The organism is Bradyrhizobium sp. LMTR 3, assembly GCF_001693485.1.
Lineage (GTDB): Bacteria > Pseudomonadota > Alphaproteobacteria > Rhizobiales > Xanthobacteraceae > Bradyrhizobium.
This window is the reverse complement of the sequence record NZ_MAXC01000051.1, coordinates 102,217-122,735: the sequence shown is the minus strand read 5'-3', so window position 1 is coordinate 122,735 and position 20,519 is coordinate 102,217. Positions and strand designations below refer to the sequence as shown.

The 20,519-nt window shown below is 62.2% G+C and carries 19 protein-coding genes; 13 read left to right on the top strand and 6 right to left on the bottom strand.

All coding sequences use genetic code 11. From position 1 onward, the window contains the following. Positions 1-179: 179 nt before the first annotated feature. Together LMTR3_RS30940 and LMTR3_RS30935 are read left to right on the top strand one after the other, a co-directional pair. Positions 180-464 carry a hypothetical protein gene (locus LMTR3_RS30940; RefSeq protein ID WP_065748988.1) on the top strand — a complete coding sequence of 95 codons (285 nt, stop codon included), beginning with the start codon at positions 180-182 and terminating at the stop codon, positions 462-464. An 80-nt stretch (positions 465-544) separates the two neighbouring features. Beyond that, positions 545-1,264, top strand: a complete 720-nt coding sequence (locus LMTR3_RS30935; RefSeq protein WP_065748747.1) for a peroxiredoxin-like family protein — start codon at positions 545-547, stop codon at positions 1,262-1,264. An 88-nt stretch (positions 1,265-1,352) separates the two neighbouring features. On the opposite strand, the gene LMTR3_RS30930 is transcribed toward LMTR3_RS30935, so the two are convergent. From LMTR3_RS30930 to LMTR3_RS30915, 3 genes are all read right to left on the bottom strand, one after another. Then, positions 1,353-1,922 carry a NuoB/complex I 20 kDa subunit family protein gene (locus LMTR3_RS30930; RefSeq protein ID WP_065748746.1) on the bottom strand — a complete coding sequence of 190 codons (570 nt, stop codon included), beginning with the start codon at positions 1,920-1,922 and terminating at the stop codon, positions 1,353-1,355. Positions 1,923-1,947: 25 nt separating this feature from the next. Further along, complete coding sequence (locus tag LMTR3_RS30925) at positions 1,948-2,274, bottom strand: antibiotic biosynthesis monooxygenase family protein (protein ID WP_065748745.1); 327 nt, start codon at positions 2,272-2,274, stop codon at positions 1,948-1,950. 798 nt (positions 2,275-3,072) lie between these two features. Beyond that, positions 3,073-3,975 carry a LysR family transcriptional regulator gene (locus LMTR3_RS30915; protein WP_065748743.1) on the bottom strand — a complete coding sequence of 301 codons (903 nt, stop codon included), beginning with the start codon at positions 3,973-3,975 and terminating at the stop codon, positions 3,073-3,075. 188 nt (positions 3,976-4,163) lie between these two features. Between LMTR3_RS30915 and LMTR3_RS30910 the strand changes: the two genes are divergently transcribed. Next, positions 4,164-4,988 (top strand): 3-hydroxybutyrate dehydrogenase, encoded by an 825-nt coding sequence (locus LMTR3_RS30910; RefSeq protein WP_065748742.1) that lies wholly within the window; start codon positions 4,164-4,166, stop codon positions 4,986-4,988. A 16-nt stretch (positions 4,989-5,004) separates the two neighbouring features. Beyond that, the gene (locus LMTR3_RS30905) at positions 5,005-6,168 is read left to right on the top strand and encodes a patatin-like phospholipase family protein (RefSeq protein ID WP_065748987.1); all 1,164 of its coding nucleotides are present in this window, start codon (positions 5,005-5,007) and stop codon (positions 6,166-6,168) included. Here LMTR3_RS30905 and glgA read toward each other — a convergent pair. After that, positions 6,146-7,603, bottom strand: a complete 1,458-nt coding sequence (gene glgA, locus LMTR3_RS30900) for a glycogen synthase GlgA (protein WP_065748741.1) — start codon at positions 7,601-7,603, stop codon at positions 6,146-6,148. The genes LMTR3_RS30905 and glgA overlap by 23 nt on opposite strands. Before the next feature lie 198 nt (positions 7,604-7,801). Here glgA and LMTR3_RS30895 point away from each other — a divergent pair, with 198 nt between their 5' ends. From LMTR3_RS30895 to LMTR3_RS30860, 8 genes are all read left to right on the top strand, one after another. After that, complete coding sequence (locus LMTR3_RS30895) at positions 7,802-9,004, top strand: CaiB/BaiF CoA transferase family protein (RefSeq protein WP_065748740.1); 1,203 nt, start codon at positions 7,802-7,804, stop codon at positions 9,002-9,004. A 150-nt stretch (positions 9,005-9,154) separates the two neighbouring features. Next, positions 9,155-10,696, top strand: coding sequence for an ABC transporter substrate-binding protein (locus LMTR3_RS30890; RefSeq protein ID WP_065748739.1), 1,542 nt, complete (start codon positions 9,155-9,157; stop codon positions 10,694-10,696). Between the two features lie 6 nt (positions 10,697-10,702). Further along, positions 10,703-11,653 (top strand): ABC transporter permease, encoded by a 951-nt coding sequence (locus LMTR3_RS30885; RefSeq protein WP_065748738.1) that lies wholly within the window; start codon positions 10,703-10,705, stop codon positions 11,651-11,653. Then, the gene (locus LMTR3_RS30880) at positions 11,640-12,512 is read left to right on the top strand and encodes an ABC transporter permease (protein WP_065748737.1); all 873 of its coding nucleotides are present in this window, start codon (positions 11,640-11,642) and stop codon (positions 12,510-12,512) included. Before LMTR3_RS30885 ends, LMTR3_RS30880 begins: the two co-directional genes overlap by 14 nt. Beyond that, complete coding sequence (locus tag LMTR3_RS30875; RefSeq protein ID WP_245320057.1) at positions 12,509-13,504, top strand: ABC transporter ATP-binding protein; 996 nt, start codon at positions 12,509-12,511, stop codon at positions 13,502-13,504. The genes LMTR3_RS30880 and LMTR3_RS30875 overlap by 4 nt, the downstream gene beginning before the upstream one ends. Next, the gene (locus LMTR3_RS30870; RefSeq protein WP_065748736.1) at positions 13,501-14,481 is read left to right on the top strand and encodes an ABC transporter ATP-binding protein; all 981 of its coding nucleotides are present in this window, start codon (positions 13,501-13,503) and stop codon (positions 14,479-14,481) included. The genes LMTR3_RS30875 and LMTR3_RS30870 overlap by 4 nt, the downstream gene beginning before the upstream one ends. Positions 14,482-14,599: 118 nt before the next feature. After that, positions 14,600-15,670: an alcohol dehydrogenase gene (locus LMTR3_RS30865; RefSeq protein WP_065748985.1), complete on the top strand. Its 1,071-nt coding sequence runs from the start codon at positions 14,600-14,602 to the stop codon at positions 15,668-15,670. 139 nt (positions 15,671-15,809) lie between these two features. After that, positions 15,810-16,892, top strand: a complete 1,083-nt coding sequence (locus LMTR3_RS30860; protein WP_065748735.1) for an isocitrate/isopropylmalate dehydrogenase family protein — start codon at positions 15,810-15,812, stop codon at positions 16,890-16,892. Between the two features lie 48 nt (positions 16,893-16,940). Here LMTR3_RS30860 and LMTR3_RS30855 read toward each other — a convergent pair whose 3' ends face one another. Continuing rightward, the gene (locus tag LMTR3_RS30855; RefSeq protein WP_065748734.1) at positions 16,941-17,762 is read right to left on the bottom strand and encodes an enoyl-CoA hydratase; all 822 of its coding nucleotides are present in this window, start codon (positions 17,760-17,762) and stop codon (positions 16,941-16,943) included. Positions 17,763-18,157: 395 nt separating this feature from the next. Continuing rightward, positions 18,158-18,529 (bottom strand): helix-turn-helix domain-containing protein, encoded by a 372-nt coding sequence (locus LMTR3_RS30845; protein WP_035726633.1) that lies wholly within the window; start codon positions 18,527-18,529, stop codon positions 18,158-18,160. A gap of 932 nt (positions 18,530-19,461) precedes the next feature. Here LMTR3_RS30845 and LMTR3_RS30835 point away from each other — a divergent pair. Then, positions 19,462-20,460, top strand: coding sequence for a TRAP transporter substrate-binding protein (locus LMTR3_RS30835; RefSeq protein ID WP_057843173.1), 999 nt, complete (start codon positions 19,462-19,464; stop codon positions 20,458-20,460). Positions 20,461-20,519: the final 59 nt, after the last annotated feature.

Sequence of the window (20,519 nt, the reverse complement as noted above, 5' to 3'; positions counted from 1 at the left end):
GCGGGCCGATATGAAATGCGCATCCGCTCTCAAGTCGATAGCGGCGGACTATCGGTGCCCCTCAATACGCCATGGCTATCGAACCGATTGTGCAACGGCATTTCAAATCAAGGGACGTCCATCCTCTGATGGGCCAGCGCCCGATTGGCGGGCGCGACGTCAATCCTGAGGAATTTCCCATGACCAGCCTTTCCAAGACCCTGATTGCCGCAGCGGCCTTTGCGGCCGTTGCAACGACCGCCTTCTCGCAAGTCCCCTGGGAATTCAATCCGGGCATGGCCTACATGTATGCCGGCCCCGGCAAGATGTCGGCGATGGCCATGGCTGCGACGCCCAAGAACCACGACGCGATGATGAGGAACGCCAAGAAGGTGCCGAACAACACCGTGTTCTTCATGGACAAGGGCCAGCTCTATTCGACCTCGGGCATGCTTGATCCGACCGGCAATTTCTATCTGCCCTGAAGCAGGAGCACTGCAGGGTTCGGGCCGCCCTTGCGGGGCGGCCCGAACCGGAAAATAATACGGATGTGCCGGAGCAAGCCATGACGACAACGCTATCGCCAGCCAACGCCGAACGCCTGAAGGAGGCGTTCCAGCAATGCCGCGACATGGAGGGTACCTTGCGCGAGCAGCTCGAGGCCTACGCCGCGGCGGGACGGGAGATCTTTCCGGCCTACGGCGAAGCGGTCGACCGGCTGGTGGCGCGGCTCAATGAGAACGGCGGCGGCGAAAACGCGCCGAGGCCGGGCGAGGTGATGCCGCCGTTCCTGTTGCCGGACGAAACCGGCCGGCTGGTCAGCCTGAAATCGCTCCTCGACCAGGGGCCGGTCGCCGTGATGTTCTATCGCGGCCATTGGTGCCCTTACTGCCGGCTAAACGTAAGGGCGGTGATCCAGGCCCAGGACCGGATCAAGGCGTTGGGCGCGCAGACAGTTGCGATCATGCCGGAGATGCAGGCCTATGCCGAGAAATTCAAATCCGAGGCCGCAGCGCCGTTCCCGGTTCTGACCGATCTCGACAACGGCTACGCGCTGTCACTCAACCTCGCGATCTGGCTCGGCAGCGAAATCCAGCGGCTGCTTTCGTATCAGGATATGGCGAGTTTTCAGGGCAATGACGGCTGGGTGCTGCCGATCCCGGCTACCTTCGTGGTCGGGCGCGATGGATTGGTAAAAGCCCGCTTCGTCGATCCCGATTTCCGCAAGCGCATGGAGATCGACGACCTGATCGCCGCGTTGAAGGGTGCATGCGAAGAGCGATAGTAGAAATCCGCTCGCCGGCTTGCAGATCGCGCCGAGAGCGCTTTCGAGCGAAGTTCTGGCAGGGTTCCCGTTTTCCGGGCGATCGACGTCAGCGTTCGATGGTACCTGAACGCCGAATCTTCTTCTGCAACAGCATCACGCCGTACAGCAGCGCTTCGGCGGTCGGCGGGCAGCCCGGAACATAGATATCGACAGGCACGATGCGGTCGCAGCCCCGCACGACCGAGTACGAATAGTGGTAATAGCCGCCGCCGTTGGCGCACGAACCCATCGAAATCACATATCGGGGCTCGGGCATCTGATCATAAACCTTGCGCAGCGCGGGGGCCATCTTGTTGCATAGTGTACCGGAGACGATCATGACATCCGCCTGCCGTGGACTGGCCCGGGGTGCAAATCCAAACCGTTCGGCGTCGTAGCGGGGCATCGCCATTTGCATCATTTCGATTGCGCAGCATGCGAGGCCGAATGTCATCCACATCAACGAACCGCCGCGGGCCCACGTGATCAAATCATCGGCGGCGGTAACGAAAAACCCTTTGTCGCCGAGCTCATTGCTCAATCCGGCAAAAAAGTAGTCATCACGCATGGGAGCGCCGGTCCCCGGGTCCAGGATTCCGCTTCCGGAGGGCGTGATCAATGGTCGGGAGTCCTGCATCAGGTTGTTCCCACTGGTTGTTTGCTTACGTTTTCCCCTCCATGACGGCAGAAACTTCATACAGGTGCGGATCGATCTCGCTCGTGATGTCGTCGAAATGGCCCCACTGCCTGCGAAACTCCGGCGATTGATGGGCCGACCGCAGCAGATCGCTGTTCTGCCATTGCACGTAGTTGACGATGCGGCGTCCATCCAGACTGCGATGCAGGCTGATCGATATGAAACCCGGCTGACGCGCCATGAAGCGGGCGCGCTCGGTCATGACCGACAACGCCTCCGCTTGCTTCTCGGGCTCCGACTCGACGATCGTGATCTGGGTAACGGGTTGCTTGTCGGCGTGGATCTGCGGCATGGCTGATCTCCCTTGATCGAGACCGAATTCAGCGCAGCTTCGTGGCGCAGCGCCTGGCGCGGGTCCCCAGCGTTGCCGGCGCGAGCCCGCAAGCTCGACGACGTCGGCGAGCAGGTCAGCCTTGGTGACCTCGCCTCAACTACGGAAATTCCGCGAAGGGGAAGCAGTTCCCTTAGGGCGTGCAAGACTCGCGCGAACAGGATCGCTGCCGCACGAGGCCGGTGGCCGCCCGGATGAAAGCGTTGGTAGCGGAACCGGTGGAGAAACTTCAAGGAAGAGAGATCTCCGAGAAAGAAAAAATCTCGAAGAAGCCCGGAACGTGATCGCGCGTCGAAAGTTACGTGTGCAAGGAGCAAGTAACCCTCACAGAAGGTGAAATGCTCCGACGGCCCCGTCATTTTGCGATTTCAAATGGCGGGGTCGCTCTTTATTGAGCAGACTTTCTTCACCCTACCAAGCAGGCATGCGCCGCGGTTCCGCCCTGCAGAGCACTGCATCAGCGGGGTGGTTGCATGCCTGGCGAAGTCAGCCAATTTCTGATTTCGACTGCCTTCCTCATTTGCAACGCCTTGCGTTTGGCGGCTTCCTTGTCGTCGCCGGGCGGCAGCCTATCCGCTGTCTGCTGCAGATCCTCGGCGATCTCTTCCCAATCTCTGCGGTTCGGGCGCGGATGAGGTTTCATCGGTCCCTCCAACTCCCAGCCAGATCCCTATATGGTGCGGCCGTCCTGGATTTTAAGGGGACGCGTACTCAGCGCAAATGCGGCGGAAGCGAGGAGAACCGATCCAGCCGGAGCTCTCAAGGAGTTCCATTCCTTTCAATGAGTTGCTGCCAGTTTGTGCTGCGCAGCATCCGCATCACGGCAGATGCCACCGCAGTCCGTTCACGTCCGGCCACGCCGTAAAGATTTACCGTTCGCCGCGCATCCAACCCTTCGACGCTGGCGCGTTTTAGCGTCGGCGGGATCGACGCTGTATCGGGCACCACGGCGACGCCGATATCGGCCTCCAACAGTTCGATCAGATCGCGCTCGGATGCGATCTCGTGGCTGCGATCGACGTCGAGGCCGTGTTCGCGAAGCGAAGAGTTCACCCGCGCCGCATGCTCGCAGTAGTTCCGCGACAGCAATTGTTCGGCGCGAAGATCGCCGAAGTCGAGTTTATCGCGGTCCGCCAGCGGATGCTTCCGGTTGACGACGAGCTGAAAGTTTTCGGTAAACAACGGCCAGGTATCGAGCCGGTCCCACTCTTCGCTGATTTCAGCGGCAATGCCGAGTTCGGCTTCGCCCTTCTTGAGATATTCCGCGACTTCGCGGGCATTGCCGCGCAAGAAACGAAACTCCAGACGATTGAACATCCGCTTGATCTGGTCGAGATGCGGAATCAACAGCGATAGGTCGACCGAATGGGTCAGTGCGATCCGGAGCGCGCCGACTTCGCCGCTCTTGAAGGATGAGGCAAGTTCGCGCGCGCCGGTCGCCGCTTCATAGCATTGCTTGAGCAGCGGATGCATGCGCTGGCCGAGCTCGGTCAATTGCGCGGCCGGGCGCTCGCGGCGAAACAGATCGCCGCCGAGTTCGGCTTCGAGCTGCTTGATCGCCCGCGTCAGCGATGGCTGCGTGACGTTGCACTCGTCGGCGGCGCGCGTGAAGTTGAGCACACGCGCGACCGCAAGGAAGTAGCGAACCTGATGCATCTCCATGGTCGTGCCCCGCTCTGACGTGCAGGAAAGCTACCCGATTGCGCCGCCGGATGACTACCCAAACCGCCATAGCGCTGGCGTATGGTTTTGGAAGCCAAAGGGCATTTCCTTGAAGCCGTTTCCCGCGTGCAGATTGCAGCGGAAATGGTCTCGTTACGACGCTGACCAGCCACACGAAAGGACGGCCCATGAATATTCAGCTCAAGACACAGGGTGCTTCGGCCTTGCGGCCACTGACAGGCAAGGTCTCGCTGGTCACGGGCTCGACCAGCGGTATCGGGTTCGGGATCGCCCGTGCGTTGGCCGGAGCCGGCTCGGCCGTGGTGCTGAACGGTTTCGGCCTCGCGGCCGAGATCGCCAAGACCCGCGATCAGCTTACCGCCGATTTCGGCGTCGAGGCCAGCTATTCCGCGGCCGATATGACGAGCCGGGAAGCAATCGCCGAGATGATCGCTGCCACGGTCGCCAGTCACGGCCGGCTCGATATTCTGGTCAACAATGCCGGCATTCAACACGTCGCGCCGCTCGATCAGTTTCCGGTCGAGAAGTGGGACGCGATCCTGTCGATCAATTTGTCATCGGCATTTCACACCATACGGCTCGCATTGCCCGCGATGCGCCAGAACAGGTTCGGCCGCATCATCAACATCGCCTCGGCCCACGGCCTGGTCGCTTCGCCTTTCAAGGCGGCCTATGTCGCGGCAAAGCACGGCATCGTCGGCCTGACCAAGGTGGCGGCGCTGGAGACCGCGGAGGACGGCATTACCTGCAACGCGATTTGCCCGGGTTACGTCTACACGCCACTGGTCGAGGCGCAGATCGACGGCCAGGCCAGGGCGCACGGCATTTCTCGCGAGCAGGTCATCCACGACGTGTTGCTGGCGCAGCAACCGAACAAGCGCTTTGCCACCGTCGAAGAGCTCGGCGCGCTGACGGTGTTTCTTGCCAGCGACGCGGCGGCTTCGATCACCGGCGTCGCGCTGCCGGTCGATGGCGGCTGGACCGCGCACTAATCCGAAGGAGCGTGACATGAAGGACGTTCAGGATATCGGTTCCTCGCCGAACTTGCGATCGCTGGCCAGGTCCGAGTCGGGTCAGATCGTCCTGGTGCTGCAGGGCGGCGGCGCACTTGGCTCTTATCAGGCCGGTGTCTATCAAGCGCTGCATGAGGCCGGAATCGAACCGGATTGGATCATCGGCACCTCGATCGGCGCTATCAATGCCGGCCTGATCGCCGGCAACGCGCCGCAGAACCGATTGTCGCGCCTTCGCGAGTTCTGGAAGAAGATGGAGCAGAGTCCGGTCTGGACCTTTCGCGACATCTTTCCAGGCTTCAACGAAAAGCTTTCTTATTGGTCGACCGTGACCAACGGCATTCCCGGCTTCTTTCGGCCCAACCCGTTGGCCCATGCCGGCGATTCCTATCCGCTCGGCGCCGACAATGCCGGCTACTACTCGACCGCGCCGCTGGAGCGAACCTTGAGCGAGCTGGTCGATTTTGAGCTGGTCAATCAATGCTCGCCACGCCTGACGGTCGGCGCCGCCCATGTCCGCACCAGCCAGATGCGCTATTTCGACAGCCGGGACTGCGAGCTCGGCGTCAAGCACATCATGGCGTCGGGTGCGCTGCCGCCGGCATTCCCGGCGATCCGCATCGACGGCGAGCTTTACTGGGATGGTGGCATATTGTCGAACACGCCGACGGAAGCCGTCTTCGACGATAACCCGCGCAAGAACTCGCTGATCTTCGCCGTGCATCTTTGGAATCCGGCCGGCGCCGAGCCGACCACGATGGCGGAGGTGCTGAACCGCCACAAGGACGTGCAGTATTCGAGCCGGATAGCCAGCCACATTGCCCGCCAGCAGCAGGCGCATCGGCTGCGCCACGTCATCAACCAGCTCGCCGCGCGCCTGCCCGAGTCAGAGCGAAGCAGCGAGGCGGTGAGGGAACTGACGGGCTATGGCTGTCCGACCCGGATGCATGTGGTGCGGCTGCTCGCCCCACAGCTCAGCCGGGAGGACCACACCAAGGACATCGATTTCAGTCCGTCCGGCATCATGCAACGCTGGGATGCCGGTTACCGCCACACCAAAGCGATGCTCGAGAAGAAGCCCTGGGTCGGCGAGTTCGATCCGCTATCCGGCGTCATCCTCCACGAGCAGATGGAAGTTATGCCGGAAGCGGCGGAGTAGCTGGGCGTAACGTGACGATGGAAGGCGCGACTGTCTTCTTGTAGAGCGCGTTGTAGCAGGCGGCTGAAAGATCCCAGCTAAACGATCGTGCCATTGCGTTGCGTCGCATCGTGTCGAGCCGGTCCTTGGCGCGGAAGGCTTCGAACGCGCGCCGCACGCCGCCGAGGAACGACTCCGGCGACGGCTTCGAAAACAGGAATCCGGTTTCGCCATCCTTGATGGTCTCCGCCAGCCCACCGGTCTGGTGACCGATCGGCAGCGATCCGAACCGCTGCGCATACATCTGGCTCAGCCCGCACGGCTCGAACCGTGACGGCATCAGCGTGAAATCGCTGCCGGCAAACATCCGCCGCGCCTGTCCATCGTTGAAGCCGATGACGACGCCGATCGCGTCCGGCCGGCGCAGATGTGCCTCGACCAGCGCCTTCTCAATGTGGGGCTCGCCGCTGCCGGTCACGACGATCTGGCCGCCGGCATCGATGATTTTGTCGGCGGCTGACAATACGAGGTCGACGCCCTTCTGGTGGACGAGGCGGGCGACAAGTGCAAAAATCGGCCCGCGTGACAGCGCCAGGCCAAACTGCTTGCGGACGTAGTTCGCGTTCGCCTGCTTGCCTTCCCAATCGCCGGCGCCAAAGGTCTGCGCCAATTGTGCGCAGGCGCGCGGATCCCAGCTTTCGTCGATGCCGTTCAGGATGCCGGTCAGTTGGTCAGCGTCCGAGCGGCGCTTCAGCAGGCCTTCGAGCCCGCAGCCGAGCTCGCGCGTCGTGATCTCCTTTGCGTAGGTCGCGCTGACGGTGGTCAGATGCGAGGCATAGACGAGGCCGCCTTTCAGGAACGACACGTGATCGTAAAATTCCAGCCCGTCGATGTGGAAGGAGCTCTCGGGCGCCCCGATGCGGCGCAGCGAGTCCGCGGGAAACAGTCCCTGATAGGCGAGGTTGTGGATGGTCAGGATCGAAGGAACTTTTGCGTCCTTCCAGGCCAGGTAGGCCGGCGTCAATGCAGCCTGCCAGTCATTGGCGTGAACCAGGTCCGCTGCCCAATTCTTGTCCACCTTGCCCAAGGCAAGTTCGGCGGCAGCGGATGCAAACCGCCCGAAGCGGATGTCGTTGTCGGGCCAGTCGCGGCCGGATTCATCGCCATAGGGGTTGCCGGGCCGGTCATATAGTTGCGGGCAGAGCAGGACGTAGACCGGCAGGCCGTCCTTGGTCGCTGCCCGCCCGACCGAGCAGGCCGGCATCTCCGCCAGCGCGTCACATTGTCCAACAATATCAACGTGGCTGAGCTGCTCGACGACGTCCCGATAGCCGGGCAGCATGACCCTGACGTCGCTTCGTCGGCGAAGCGCCCGGGGCAGGGCGGCGGACACGGCGGCGAGCCCGCCCACCCGGACGAAATCATCCATTTCCGTAGTGATGAATAAGACTCTCAAAGGAATGCCCTCTACCAGCCTCTGATGAGGGGAAATGCAAGAAAGGGTCCAGTTTATTCCAAGGGTCCGTCTACTGGAGATAATGCCGGGCCCTCGCTATCGGTTCCTGATGCGAAAGGCTTTCCTGCCGCGGCGGTGCCCTTTAGGGTCACGCCGCGCCAACAACAAGTGCCGTTAGGCCCAAGGAGCTACACGAGAATGACGATAGCCGGTAACGAGCAGAGGAATATGACAGGCAGCTTTGCAGGCCTACGCGTCCTCGATTTCTCAACCACGATTGCCGGGCCTCACTGCACGCGCATGCTAGCCGATATGGGCGCCGAGGTCATCAAGATTGAAACCGAGGACGGCGAGACAATGCGGACCCGTCCGCCGGTACGGAATAATTGCTCTACCGCCTTCGGCCAGCTTAACGTCGGCAAGAACAGTCTGGTACTCGATCTGAAATCGCCCAGGGGCGTCGAGGCCGTTCGCCGATTGGTCGCGACTGCAGACGTGCTGGTGGAGAATTTTCGCCCCGGCGTGATGCGGCGATTGAAGCTCGATTATGCCTCCCTGCACGGCCTCAACCCGAAACTGGTCTATTGCTCGATCTCCGGATATGGCCAGACCGGGCCATCGGCGGAGCTGCCGGCCTATGCGCCGGTGATTCACGCGGCATCAGGCTATGAGATGGCGCATCTGGCCTACCAGCCGGGACGAAGCCGGCCGGATTACTGCGGCATCTATCACGCCGACGTACTCACCGGAGTCTACGCATTCGGCGCGATCTCGGCGGCGCTGTATCAGCGCGCGGCAACCGGGCAGGGCCAGCATATCGACGTCTCGATGCTGGAATCCATGCTGAGCCTGACGTTGAACGAACTGCAATGGTCGCAATTCGAGGTGAAGCCGACGCAACGGCCGATGTTCGGCCCAATCGAGACGACCGATGGCTATGTCATGATGGCGATCGCCAGCGAGAAAACCTTCCAGAGCCTGATGCAGGTGATCGGTCATCCGGAGTGGGTGAGCGATCCGCGCTTTGCCAAATATTCCGATCGGCGGGAAAACTGGACGAGCCTGATGGAAGGCGTGGAAGCATGGTCGCGCACCGTGACGACCGCGCAGTGCCTTGCCGCGCTCAACACGCACGGTGTCCCGTCGTCGGCCTATCGCACGGTAGCCGAAGCGTTGCGCGATCCGCAGATTGCGCATCGCGGCGCATTGGCCGTGGTGGAGGACGGCGGCGGCACCTTCAAGGTCCTCAATCTGCCGTTCCGCATGTCGGGCGCCAACGTGTCGGCGGCGAAGCGCATGTCGACGCTCGGCGAGCACACGCGCGCCTACCTAAAGGAGACCGGCCTGTCGGAGGACGAGATCGCATCCTTCGGCAAGGCGCAGGTGTCTGCGAGCATCTGACGGCGCGCGTCGCGACGCAAGGGTGTCGATGCTGCGGCTTTTCATCCGCGGCTTGCAAACGCCCTTGCCCGCGACGGCGTTTCCGGACAATCTCCGATAGACATCGACGATCCGGAATACCGGACGAACGACATATCGGAGGGAACATCCATGAAGGCGGCGATCCGTTCGAGCGCGCTCGCGCGAATATTTCTTGTGGCGGGATTTGGCGTGGCGTTGTCGGCAATGCCCGCCAGCGCGCAGAAGCCGGGCGGCAGCATCACCTTCGGCCTTGAACTCGATATCCCCGGCTTCGATCCCCTGAAAGTCGGTGTGTTCGATACCTCCGCCGGAACTGCAGCAGCAGCGATTTTCGACACGCTAACGTCTCTGGATGACAAGGGCGCTGTGCAACCGAAACTCGCACTGTCCTGGACTCCTTCCGAGGACTTCAAGACCTGGACCTTCAAGCTACGGTCTGGCGTTAAATTCCACGACGGCACGCCTTTCAATGCGCAAGCGGTCAAGGAAAATTTCGATCGGCAGAAAGACCCTGCCAACAAATGCCGCTGCGCCTTTTACATCGCCTATGTCAACAACGTGCAGGCGCCCGACGAGCTGACGGTGGTCTACAATCTGAATGATCCACAGGTGAACATGCCGGCGCTTGTGAGCTTTGCAAGCGCCAACAATTCGGTGCAATCGCCAACCGCGTGGAAGACCAAGGGCGATGACTACAACCGCAACCCCGTTGGCACCGGTCCCTATATCCTGAAGTCATGGAGTGCGGGCGACCGCATGGTGCTTGAGAAGAATCCCGACTATTGGAACAAGGGCCGGCCCTATCTCGACCGTATCACATTGAAGCCGCTGCCGGACGCGCAGTCGCGCTTCGCCAGCCTGCAATCGGGTGAGGCCGACATCATCTGGGACGATGAATACGACGCCGACAATATCATGAAGGCGCAGAAGGACCCGAAATTGGCCGTGCACACCTATGTTGGGTCCGGCGCACAGGTCTATGCCTTCAACACTAAGGTCGCGCCGTTCGACGACGTGCGCGTCCGCCAGGCGCTGGTGATGGCGCTCGACCGCAAGAAGATGTCGCAGGCCATCACCAATGGTCTCGCAAGACCTGCCAGCAACCCCTATGGCGACGGCTCCTGGGTCAAATGCAAGGACGATGGTGCGCTTCCCGAAGACCTTGAGAAGGCCAAGGCGCTGATCAAGGACTATGGCAAGCCCGTCGAGTTCAAGATGCTCGTTACGGCGACGCCACGTGGGCGCACCGTCGGCCAGGTGCTGCAACAATTGTGGAAGCGGGCCGGTGCCAACATGGAGATCGAGCAGGTTGATCAGGCGACCATTCCGCCGCGCGCCTTCATGCGCCAGTTCCAGATGACGCCGTGGCGAATCATCGATCTCGCCGATCCTGACATCCAGATGTATGCGAATTTCAAGACTGGAAGCCCGGTGGCGCTTGCCAACTACTCCAATCCAGAACTCGATAAGCTGCTCGAACGCGCGCGGACCACGGCCGACACGAACAAGCGCATCGAGGACTATTGCGCGATCAGCCGTATCATCAACAAGGAAGCTATCTGGTTCTGGACTTTCCAGAACACCTATTACGCGCTGTCGAGCGCCAAGCTTAAGGGCTTGCCAAAAATGTACAGCGGGGTGGTGGACGTCTCCGGCACCTGGCTGGAATAATCTTCCATGCTGCTGTTCGTGGCGCGTAGGCTTCTGTACCTGATACCGGTCCTGATCGCCGTATCGCTGTTGACGTTCTTTATCGCGTCGCTGTTGCCGGGCGATCTCGCCTATACGATCCTCGGCGACCAGGCGACGCCGGAGAACGTCGCTGCCCTTCGCAAGGACATGGGACTCGATCAGCCGGTCTGGATTCGCTATTTCGGCTGGCTCGGCAACATCCTGCAGGGCGATTTCGGCCGTTCGTTCCGCACCGGACAGACAGTGTTGCAGACGGTCGCCGAGCGGCTACCGGTCTCGATCGAACTGATGTTGTTGGCACAACTCGGCGCGCTCGGAATCGGCGTTCCGTTAGCGATTATCTGCGCGGCGCGGAGCGGTGGACCGTTCGACCGCTTCATGACTGGCACTGCTTTCGGCATGTTGTCGGTGCCGACCTTCCTGTCGGCGATCCTGTTGATCTATTTCTTCGCGGTCGAACTGCGCTGGCTGCCGGCCACCGGCTATGTGCCGTTTGCCGAAGACCCGCTCGCCAACTTGCGCTTCTTGGTGCTGCCGTCGCTGACGCTGGCGCTGGCGGAATGGCCGAGCATCATGCGCGTGCTGCGTTCCGACATGATTGCGACCTTGCAGGAAGACTATATCGCGCTCGCCAAGGCAAAGGGCCTGACGCCGGCACGAATCCTCTTCGTGCATGCCCTCAAACCATCGTCGCTGACCTTGGTCACGATCACCGGCATCAATATCGGCCGGCTGATCGGCGGCGCTGTCATCGTCGAGACGATCTTTGCGCTTCCGGGAATTGGCCGGCTGCTGATCGGCGCGATTCTGACGCGCGACCTGATCATTCTGCAGGGGGTAGTGCTGTTGGTCGGGGCGGGCTTCGTCATCATGAACTTCATCGTCGACATGCTCTACGCGGTTCTCGATCCCAGGATTCGCCATGGCCACGCTTGAGCTCGATGTTGCCGAGGTGGCTGTAACCCAGCCTGCGCGCAAGGGCCGGCGGCTTGGCATGCTGTTCTGGGCGGCGATCGGCTGGATGACTTTCGTTTTCGCGATGGCAGTCTTTGCGCCTGCCTTGCCGCTGCCGAGCCCGACCGACATGGACATGCTGGAACGGCGGGCCCCGTTCTCTGCGGAACATTGGCTGGGGACCGACGGGCTCGGCCGCGACGAACTTTCGCGCCTGATCTACGGCGCGCGGATTTCGCTCGTGGTCGGTCTCTGCGCGCCTGTAATCGGGCTCACCATCGGCGGCGCGCTCGGCATGCTCGCGGGCTATTTCCGCGGCCGGTTCGAATCGATCGTTGTCGGCAGCATGGACGTGCTGCTGGCGTTTCCGCCACTTATCCTGGCGCTGGCCGTAACGGCGTATCTCGGGCAGTCGATTCTCAATCTCACTCTCATTCTCGGCTTCCTTGGCGTTCCCGCCTTCATGCGGGTGGCGCGCGCTGCGACGCTGACGTTGTCACGGCGCGAATTCGTCATCGCGGCGCAGGCACTGGGTGCCACGCATGCGCGCATCCTGTTGCGCGAACTGTTGCCGAACGTGATCCTGCCGCTGTTTGCCTTCTTCCTGCTCGGCGTTGCCATCACCATCGTCGTCGAGGGCTCGTTGTCATTCCTCGGGCTCGGCGTGCCGCCGCCGATATCGAGTTGGGGCAGCATGATCGGGGAGGGGCGCGAGAGCCTCGACGTGGCCCCGCGGCTCGCCTTCTTGCCGGCAGCGGCGATGTTCCTCACCGTGCTTTCCTTCAATCTGGTCGGCGATACGCTGCGTGCGCTGACCGATCCACGTCAAGGCGCGCTGTGAACGGGAACATCCTGCTCTCCGTCGAAGATGTCGTCGTCGATCTTCCGACACCGCGCGGCAATCTGCGCGCGGTGGATCATGTCGACCTCACCGTCGGCGCCGGGCGCACGCTCGGCGTCGTCGGCGAATCCGGCTGCGGCAAGACCATGCTGTCGCGGGCGGTCCTGCAATTGCTGCCGAAGAAGGCAAAGCTCTCCGGCCGGGTGATGTTCGACGGGCAGGACCTGCTACAGCTTCCGCCGGAGAAACTGCGCAAGCTGCGTGGCCGGTCGCTGGCGGTGGTATTCCAGGATCCGATGACCTCGCTCAACCCGGTGCTCACGATCGGGACCCAGTTGATCGAGACATTGCAGGAGCACCTCGAACTGGACGACGCCGCCGCCACCAGACGTAGCGTCGAGCTGCTCGCGGCGGTCGGAATCCCCGCGCCCGAGCAGCGGCTGGCGCAGTATCCGCATCAGCTCTCCGGCGGCATGCGGCAGCGCGTGGCAATCGCGATCGCGCTGTCGTGCGAACCAAAACTCCTGATCGCCGACGAGCCGACCACCGCGCTCGACGTCACGATCCAGGCGCAGATCCTCGATCTCTTGGCGAGGGAGCAGCGTCGCCGCCACATGGCGATGATCATCATCACCCACGATCTCGGCGTCGTCGCCGGCCGCACCGACGAAGTTGCGGTGATGTATGCCGGCCGCGTGGTCGAGCGCGCCCCGACGCCTGCCTTGTTCAAAAAGATGCGGATGCCCTATACCGAGGCGCTTCTGGCGGCGCTTCCCAAACTCGACGCCGCGCCCCACACGCCGCTGCCGGCGATATCGGGGCGTCCGCCAGATCCGACGCGGCCCCTGAGGGGGTGCTCGTTCTCGCCGCGCTGTCGCTATGCGGTGGCCCGCTGCCAGAACGAGAAACCGGCGCTCGAGGCGGCAGAGACGAAGGCCCATCAGTTCGCCTGCTTCCACCCGATAGAAGACCACGCGGATGCCAACGCATGATGCCGCAATCCGCTCCATCGATTTCGTCTGACGCGTTGCTCGAAGTCGACAATCTCGTTGTTGAATATCCTGTCGGTTCCAGGATCGTTCATGCCGTGTCCGGCGTCTCCTTGCAGATCGCCCGCGGCGAAACGCTGGGTCTGGTCGGCGAATCCGGTTGCGGGAAATCGACGCTGGGCCGCGCGGTCCTGCAACTGCGCCGGCCAACCGCCGGGCGTGTGCTGTTCGACGGCCACGATCTCACGACGATGCAAGGCGATGCCTTGCGGCTGATGCGCCGGCGCGTGCAGTTGATCTTCCAGGATCCGATCGCCTCGCTCAATCCGCGCCGCAAGATTGGCGACATCGTCGCCGAGCCATTGGTGATCGCGGGCGTCAAGGACCCGGAGAAGCGCAAGCAGCTTGTCCACGAGGTGCTGAGCGCGGTCGGGCTTGACCCGACGCTCGTCGTCGGACGGCTGCCGCATGAATTTTCCGGCGGCCAGTGCCAGCGCATATGCATTGCGCGCGCGCTCATTCTCAATCCCGAGTTCATCGTCTGCGATGAGCCGGTCTCCGCGCTCGATGTATCGATACGCGCCCAGATCCTCAATCTGCTCGAGGAGATGAAGGCCCGGTTCGGACTGACGCTGCTGTTCATTGCGCACGATCTCGCGGTGGTGAAAGCCGTGAGCGACCGCGTCGCGGTGATGTATCTGGGGCGTCTCTGCGAGGTCGGTCCCTCCGAGCAGCTCTTCGCCAGGCCAGCGCATCCCTATACCGCGCTCCTGATCGAGGCGATCCCGATGCCCGACCCGGATATTCGCCCCGCCGAGACCGTTCCCGTGGGGGAGCCGCCGTCGCCGATCGCGCCGCCGTCCGGCTGCCGGTTTCGCACCCGCTGTCCCCGCGCGGATCAACGATGCAGCGACGAGATGCCGGAACTGCGCGCCGTGGCGCCGGGCCAGTTCGTGGCTTGCCATCACCCGCTGATCTGAATACCCGGGGAGCGCCGCCCGCGTTTGTCTCGATGGGACGGACGTGGCAATGTCCGTTCTCAAGAAGTATCTAGCGCCCAAGAAATGGTCCAAGAACAAGAATGACGGGAGGGAAGCGATGAAGAGTTTTCAAGTCGCCGAGTTCAACGCACCGCTGAAGGAGGTGGATCAGGAGACGCCGCAGCCCACTGGTACGCAGGTGCTGATCAAGGTGAAGGCCGCCGGCGTCTGCCATAGCGATCTTCACATCTGGGAAGGCGGTTACGATCTCGGCCATGGCCGCAAGCCGCTGTCGCTGAAGGACCGCGGCGTGTCGTTGCCGCGCACGATGGGCCACGAGACGGTCGGCGAGGTCGTGGCGTTCGGGCCCGACGTTACCGCTGCCGACAGAGGCGATCTCAAGGTCGGCGACGTAGCCCTGGTCTATCCCTGGCTCGGCTGCGGTAAATGCGCTACCTGCGTCGGCGGCGACGAGAATATGTGCGTCGTCAAGCCGAACTCGCTCGGCGTCTATTGCGATGGCGGTTACGCCGATCACATGACGGTGCCGAACCCGAAATATCTGTTGAACCTGAAGGGACTCGACCCCGTTACCGCCGCGCCCTATGCCTGTTCCGGCGTCACCACCTATAGCGCGCTGAAGAAGGTCGAATTCGCCTTCAACTCGCCGATCGTCATCTTCGGCGCCGGCGGCCTCGGCCTGATGGCGCTGTCTCTGCTAAAGGCGATGGGCGGCAAGGGCGCCATCGTCGTCGACATCGATGCGCGCAAGCGCGAAGCGGCCGAGGCTGCCGGTGCGCTTGCAACCGTCGACGGCAAGGCGCCGGACGCGCTGGAGCAACTCGCGAAAAAGGCCGGCGAACCCATTCGCGCCGTGATCGATCTCGTCGGCAACGCGCAGACCACGCAGCTTGGATTCGATTGCCTCACCAAGGGCGGCAAGCTCGTCATTGTCGGCCTGTTCGGCGGCGGCGCGACCTTTGCTTTGCCGCTGATCCCGATCAAGGCGATCACGATCCAGGGCAGCTATGTCGGCAATCTGCGGGAGACCAAGGAATTGCTCGAACTCGTTCGAAACAAGATGATCGCGCCGATTCCGGTGACGACGCTGCCGCTCGCGAAAGCCAACGAAGCGCTCGCCGATTTGCAGAAGGGCAAACTGGTCGGCCGCGCGGTGCTGACGCCGTAAGGCGCGCTGTCGCCGCCGTCATTCCGGGATGGTCCGAAGGACCAGACCCGGAATCTCGAGATTCCCCGATGTGCAATTGCACATCTGAGGTTCGATGCTTCGCATCGCCCCGGAATGACTACCTAACCAAGGAACCCCCATGTCCGCGAATAACGCTCTCCACATCGCCGTGCTCGGCGGCGATGGCATCGGCCCTGAAGTGATGGCGCCGGCGCTGGAAGTCCTGCGCAAGATCGAGGCGACGAGCGAGCTGAAGTTTCGCTTCACCGAGGCGCCGGCCGGCGCCAACAATTATCTCGCGACCGGCAGGTCGATGCCCGACAGCACCGTGCGGCTGTGCGAGGAGGCGGACGCCATCCTGCTCGGCGCCTGCGGCCTGCCGTCGGTGCGCTACCCTGACAACACCGAGATCGCTCCGCAGATCGAACTGCGCTTCCATTTCGATCTCTATGCCGGCGTTCGCCCAGCGCGGCTGATCCCGGGCGTGCCAAGCCCGATCGCCGGCGCCGACCAGCGCGGCATCGACCTCGTGCTGATCCGGGAATCGACCGAGGGCCTGTTCGCCTCGATGGGCAAGGGCGTCGTCACGGACACCGAGGCGCGCGAGACGCTCGTCATCACCCGCAAGACCTCGGAACGGCTGTTCGAATTCTCGTTCCGCCTCGCCGAACGCCGCAAGGCGCGTGGGAAGACGAATGGCGGCCTGACCTGCGTCGACAAGGCAAACGTATTCAGGGCGTTCGCGTTCTTTCGCGAGATGTTTGATGAGGCGGCCAAGCGCCATCCCGGCGTGAAGTCCGACCGGCTCTATGTCGATGCCTGCTCGCTGATGATGGTGAAGCGTCCCTGGGATTTCGACGTCATGGTGACGGAGAACATGTTCGGCGACATTCTCTCCGACCTCGCCGCCGGCCTGATCGGCGGGCTAGGCATGGCACCCTCGGCCGATATCGGCGACCGCTACGCCGTGTTCCAGCCGTGCCACGGCACCGCGCCCGACATCATGGGACAGGGCAAGGCCAATCCTACCGCGATGATCTTGTCGGCGGCGATGATGCTGGACTGGCTCGCCGACAAGCACGGGCTGGAAAGCGCCGCCGAAGCCGGTGAACGCATCGAGCGCGCGGTCGACAAGGCCTATGCGGGCGGAATCAAACCGATGGAGTTCGGCGGCAATAACGGCACGGCGGATATCACGAAGACGGTGCTGGCGGCGTTGTAAGCCGGCTGACGCGGATGGACCTTCGCTGATCGGCCCGCTCGCAGGGCGTTACTTTCCCTTGAACTGCGGCTTGCGCTTTTCCATGAAAGCCGTTCGGCCTTCGCGGAAATCCTCCGAATCCATGCAGGTGCGGCCGATCGCCTTGATCGCCTCCATGTCGCGCTTGCTTTCGTCCTTCAGCACCTCGGCGATGGTGATCTTGGCGGCCTTGATGGCGAGCGGCGCGTTGCCGGAGATGGTGCGCGCTATCTCCATGGTGGCGTCCCACAACTCCGCGTCCGGCAGCACACGATCGACCAATCCGATCCGCAACGCTTCCGCAGCCTCAATCCGCATGCCCGTGTACATGATGAGCCGCGCCCAGGATGGGCCGACCAGCGAGACGAGGTGGCGCAGGCCGTCATAGCCATAGGCGATGCCGAGCTTGGCGGCTGGAATGCCGAACTGGCTGTTGTCGGAGGCGATACGGATGTCCGTGAGCATCGCGACCTGCATGCCGCCGCCGAGACAGAAGCCGCGAATGCAGGCAATCGTCGGCTTGGGGTAACTTGCGAGCAGCGCGCGTTGCGCCTCGCTCCGCTTGGAATATTCTTCCGACGCCGCCGCATTATGGCGAGTCTTTTCGAACTGGCTGATGTCGGCGCCCGAGACGAAGGCTTTGTCGCCGGCGCCGACCAGGATCACGACGCGCACGTCCGCGTCGTCGCGCAGTTCGGTCAGCGCGTGGCCCAGGCCTTCCCACATTTCGAGCGACATCGCATTGCGCTTGTCGGGATTGTTGAAGGTGATGACGCCGACGCCATCGCTGACGCTTTGCAGGATCTTGCCGTCGGCACGGGATATTTCGGCAGTTTTGGCGATGTCGAGCATCGGTTGCGGCTTTCACTCGTGAGGCTTGGTCCATTGTCGGACAAGCGTCGCGCCGAGGTCAATTGCCGCCTTTGCACGTGCGACCAGCAGAGGGCGCCGGGCAATGGGGTGAGGTCGTCAGGGCAGGAGCGGGCTCACGCGTATTGCGTGTGAGGGAATATCGGCGTGACGGTGATGCAGTCGTTGTTGATGGTCGAACCGGCGGTAGTCGTCGAAGACCTGCCGCGTCGGCTTTTCGCTGCGGTGCATCCGGACTCCGCCATCCCCATCCTGATGGCGTCGCACGGTATGGTCCCGGCCAGCTCAAGATTTGGCCCAGCGCAGCAACAGGCTACCCGGCGATTTCTCGCGCGTTTGAACGGGTCCGCGGTGCTGCGATCCAGGCGCGATAATGCCTAGCCCTCGTTGGCGGCGATCGATTCCATCAAAGACACCAACTGACGCTGTACAGTCTGGTCCTTGATCTTGCTGTAGGCACGCAACAGCCTGAGGCTGAACGCGCTGTCCAGGAAGAGCAGGCTCTCGACTTCGCGCGCCTTGCCGTCGCCGTCGTAGAAGAACGTCACCGGCACGTCGAGCGCGGTAGCGATTTGCTGAAGACGAGCCGCGCCGACACGATTGACGCCCTTCTCGTACTTCTGAACCTGCTGGAAGCTGACGCCGAGCTTATCGCCGAGCTCCGCTTGTGAGATTTTCTGTTCCACACGCCGCAGGCGAATCCGCTTGCCCAATTCGATATCGGGTTTGCCGGCGCTGCGCTGTTTCATCTTTTTCGCTGCTGATCTGCTGTTCATTCTGGTTTTACCGTCCTTCAATCGGGAAACCCTGGCAAAAAGTAGGTCAGGGGTTCATCCATATGTACCGCGTTAAAGTCAGTCCGGTCCGTGAGTTGGTATAGGGAACCACGGAATTCCTGAGAGATTGCGGGATGGTAGCCAAACGCTTTTGCGCATTGGAAGCATCCTGATACCGGCGCCGCCAACTACCTAAAGCTGTCGGCGCCCGGGGCGTGTTGACAAAACCCCGCCCATTACATTTGGCAAAATATTCGACAAACCACAACCACCGCGAGTTCAATGGACACAGATTTTGGCCGGCATGCTTACTGTGACCCGATCACGTACCGGATTTCTACGGGGGTTGCGGGTCGATCATGAAGTCGCTCGCAGCGCATCGGCGGTTGTTGCTAAAATTTTCCGCCGACACTGATGCCTGACAAAATGCAGCAGAGTTCAGCTCCGCTTTCGGATCCGGCGTGCTGGGAAATAGCAGCAAGCCGCGTGCTCGCCGCGCTATCGGAATCCTGCAAATAGATCTGGCGCAGCGTCGTTCGAACGGGAACGCCTTGCACGCGGGACGGGCCGGATCCGACATCGCGCAATATTTGCGGCGTGTCGGTTGCACCGCGCCAGCGGCATCCACGGATCGATCGATGTCGCGCAGCGACGCCCATGCCACGAAGCTGTGTCGGGCGCTTTACGGCTCTTGGCGCTGGGGGACGCAAGGCTCGGCTCGAGCCGGGATTTGCCCAAAATGGCTGCAATCACCGGCCTGGCCGTCTGCGGCTTATTGGCCTGGGGTACTACTTAAATTGGCTTCCACAGCCGCACCGTTTTGCATACGCTTTGCGGTAGTGGCCGCGTCGTCGGCCAGCCCAAAGTCCCGCTTACAAGGGACGGGCGTTACTGGGGAGGAAGCTATGAAACGAAGAACCCTACTTGCGGGCCTTGGTGCGACGGCTGCGGCCGGCGTCCTGGGCATGCCATCGATCGTCAGGGCACAGGCGCCCGTTACCCTCAACGGGGCGGTGCAGTTCAACGACGATCACGCCTTCACCAAGGCGCTGACCAGGTTCGAAGAGCTGGTGAAGAAGTACTACGGCAAGCCGGTCAACTTCACGCTGCACAAGAACTCGTCGCTCGGTCTCGAGAAGCAGTATTTCGAGTACATGTCGCAGGGCAAGGCGGTCGATTACGGCATCGTCTCGCCGGCCCACATGTCGACCTTCGCCAAGGCGGCTCCGTTCATCGATGCTCCCTTTGTGTTCAAGGGCATCGAGCACATGAATAAGGTGGTCGAAAAGAATATTCTGGCACCTGTGGCCGACGAAATCGCGACCAAGGCGGAGGTCGTCCTGATCGGCTATGCGGGCGGCGGCATTCGCAACATCTTCGCCAACAAGCCGCTCAAGAATCTCGCCGATCTCAAAGGCCTCAAGGTGCGCGTGCAGGGCGCTCCGATCTGGTCGAAGACGTTTGCAGCCGTCGGCATGAGCCCGACGGTGATCGCTTACAACGAGGTCTACAACGCCATCCAGAACGGCGTGATCTCGGCGGGCGAAAACGAGGCCGCCGGCGTCGAGGCGATGAAGTTCTACGAAGTTGCCCCGCACCTCAATCTGACGCAGCACGCAGTATCGATCCGGCCGATCTGCTTCTCGGTGAAGACGTTGAAGACCCTGCCGAAGGATCTGCAGGACGCGATCATGAAGGCCGGCAAGGAAGCCGGCGATTATGGCCGCCAGCTCGAGTCGAGCGAGGAGGTCGTCAAGCTCGATACGCTGGAAAAGGCCGGCAAGCTCAAGCGCGTTCCGTTCGAGGAGCGCGATGCCATGAAGAAGCTCGCCGATCCCGTGATGGCCACCTATGCCAAGGAAATCGGCGCCGAAGCCATCTTCGAGAAGATCAACGTCGCCTGATATTTGTCGCGCCGAGCGACAGGAGGTGGGGCAAGCCATGCGGCTTGCCCCACTTCCGT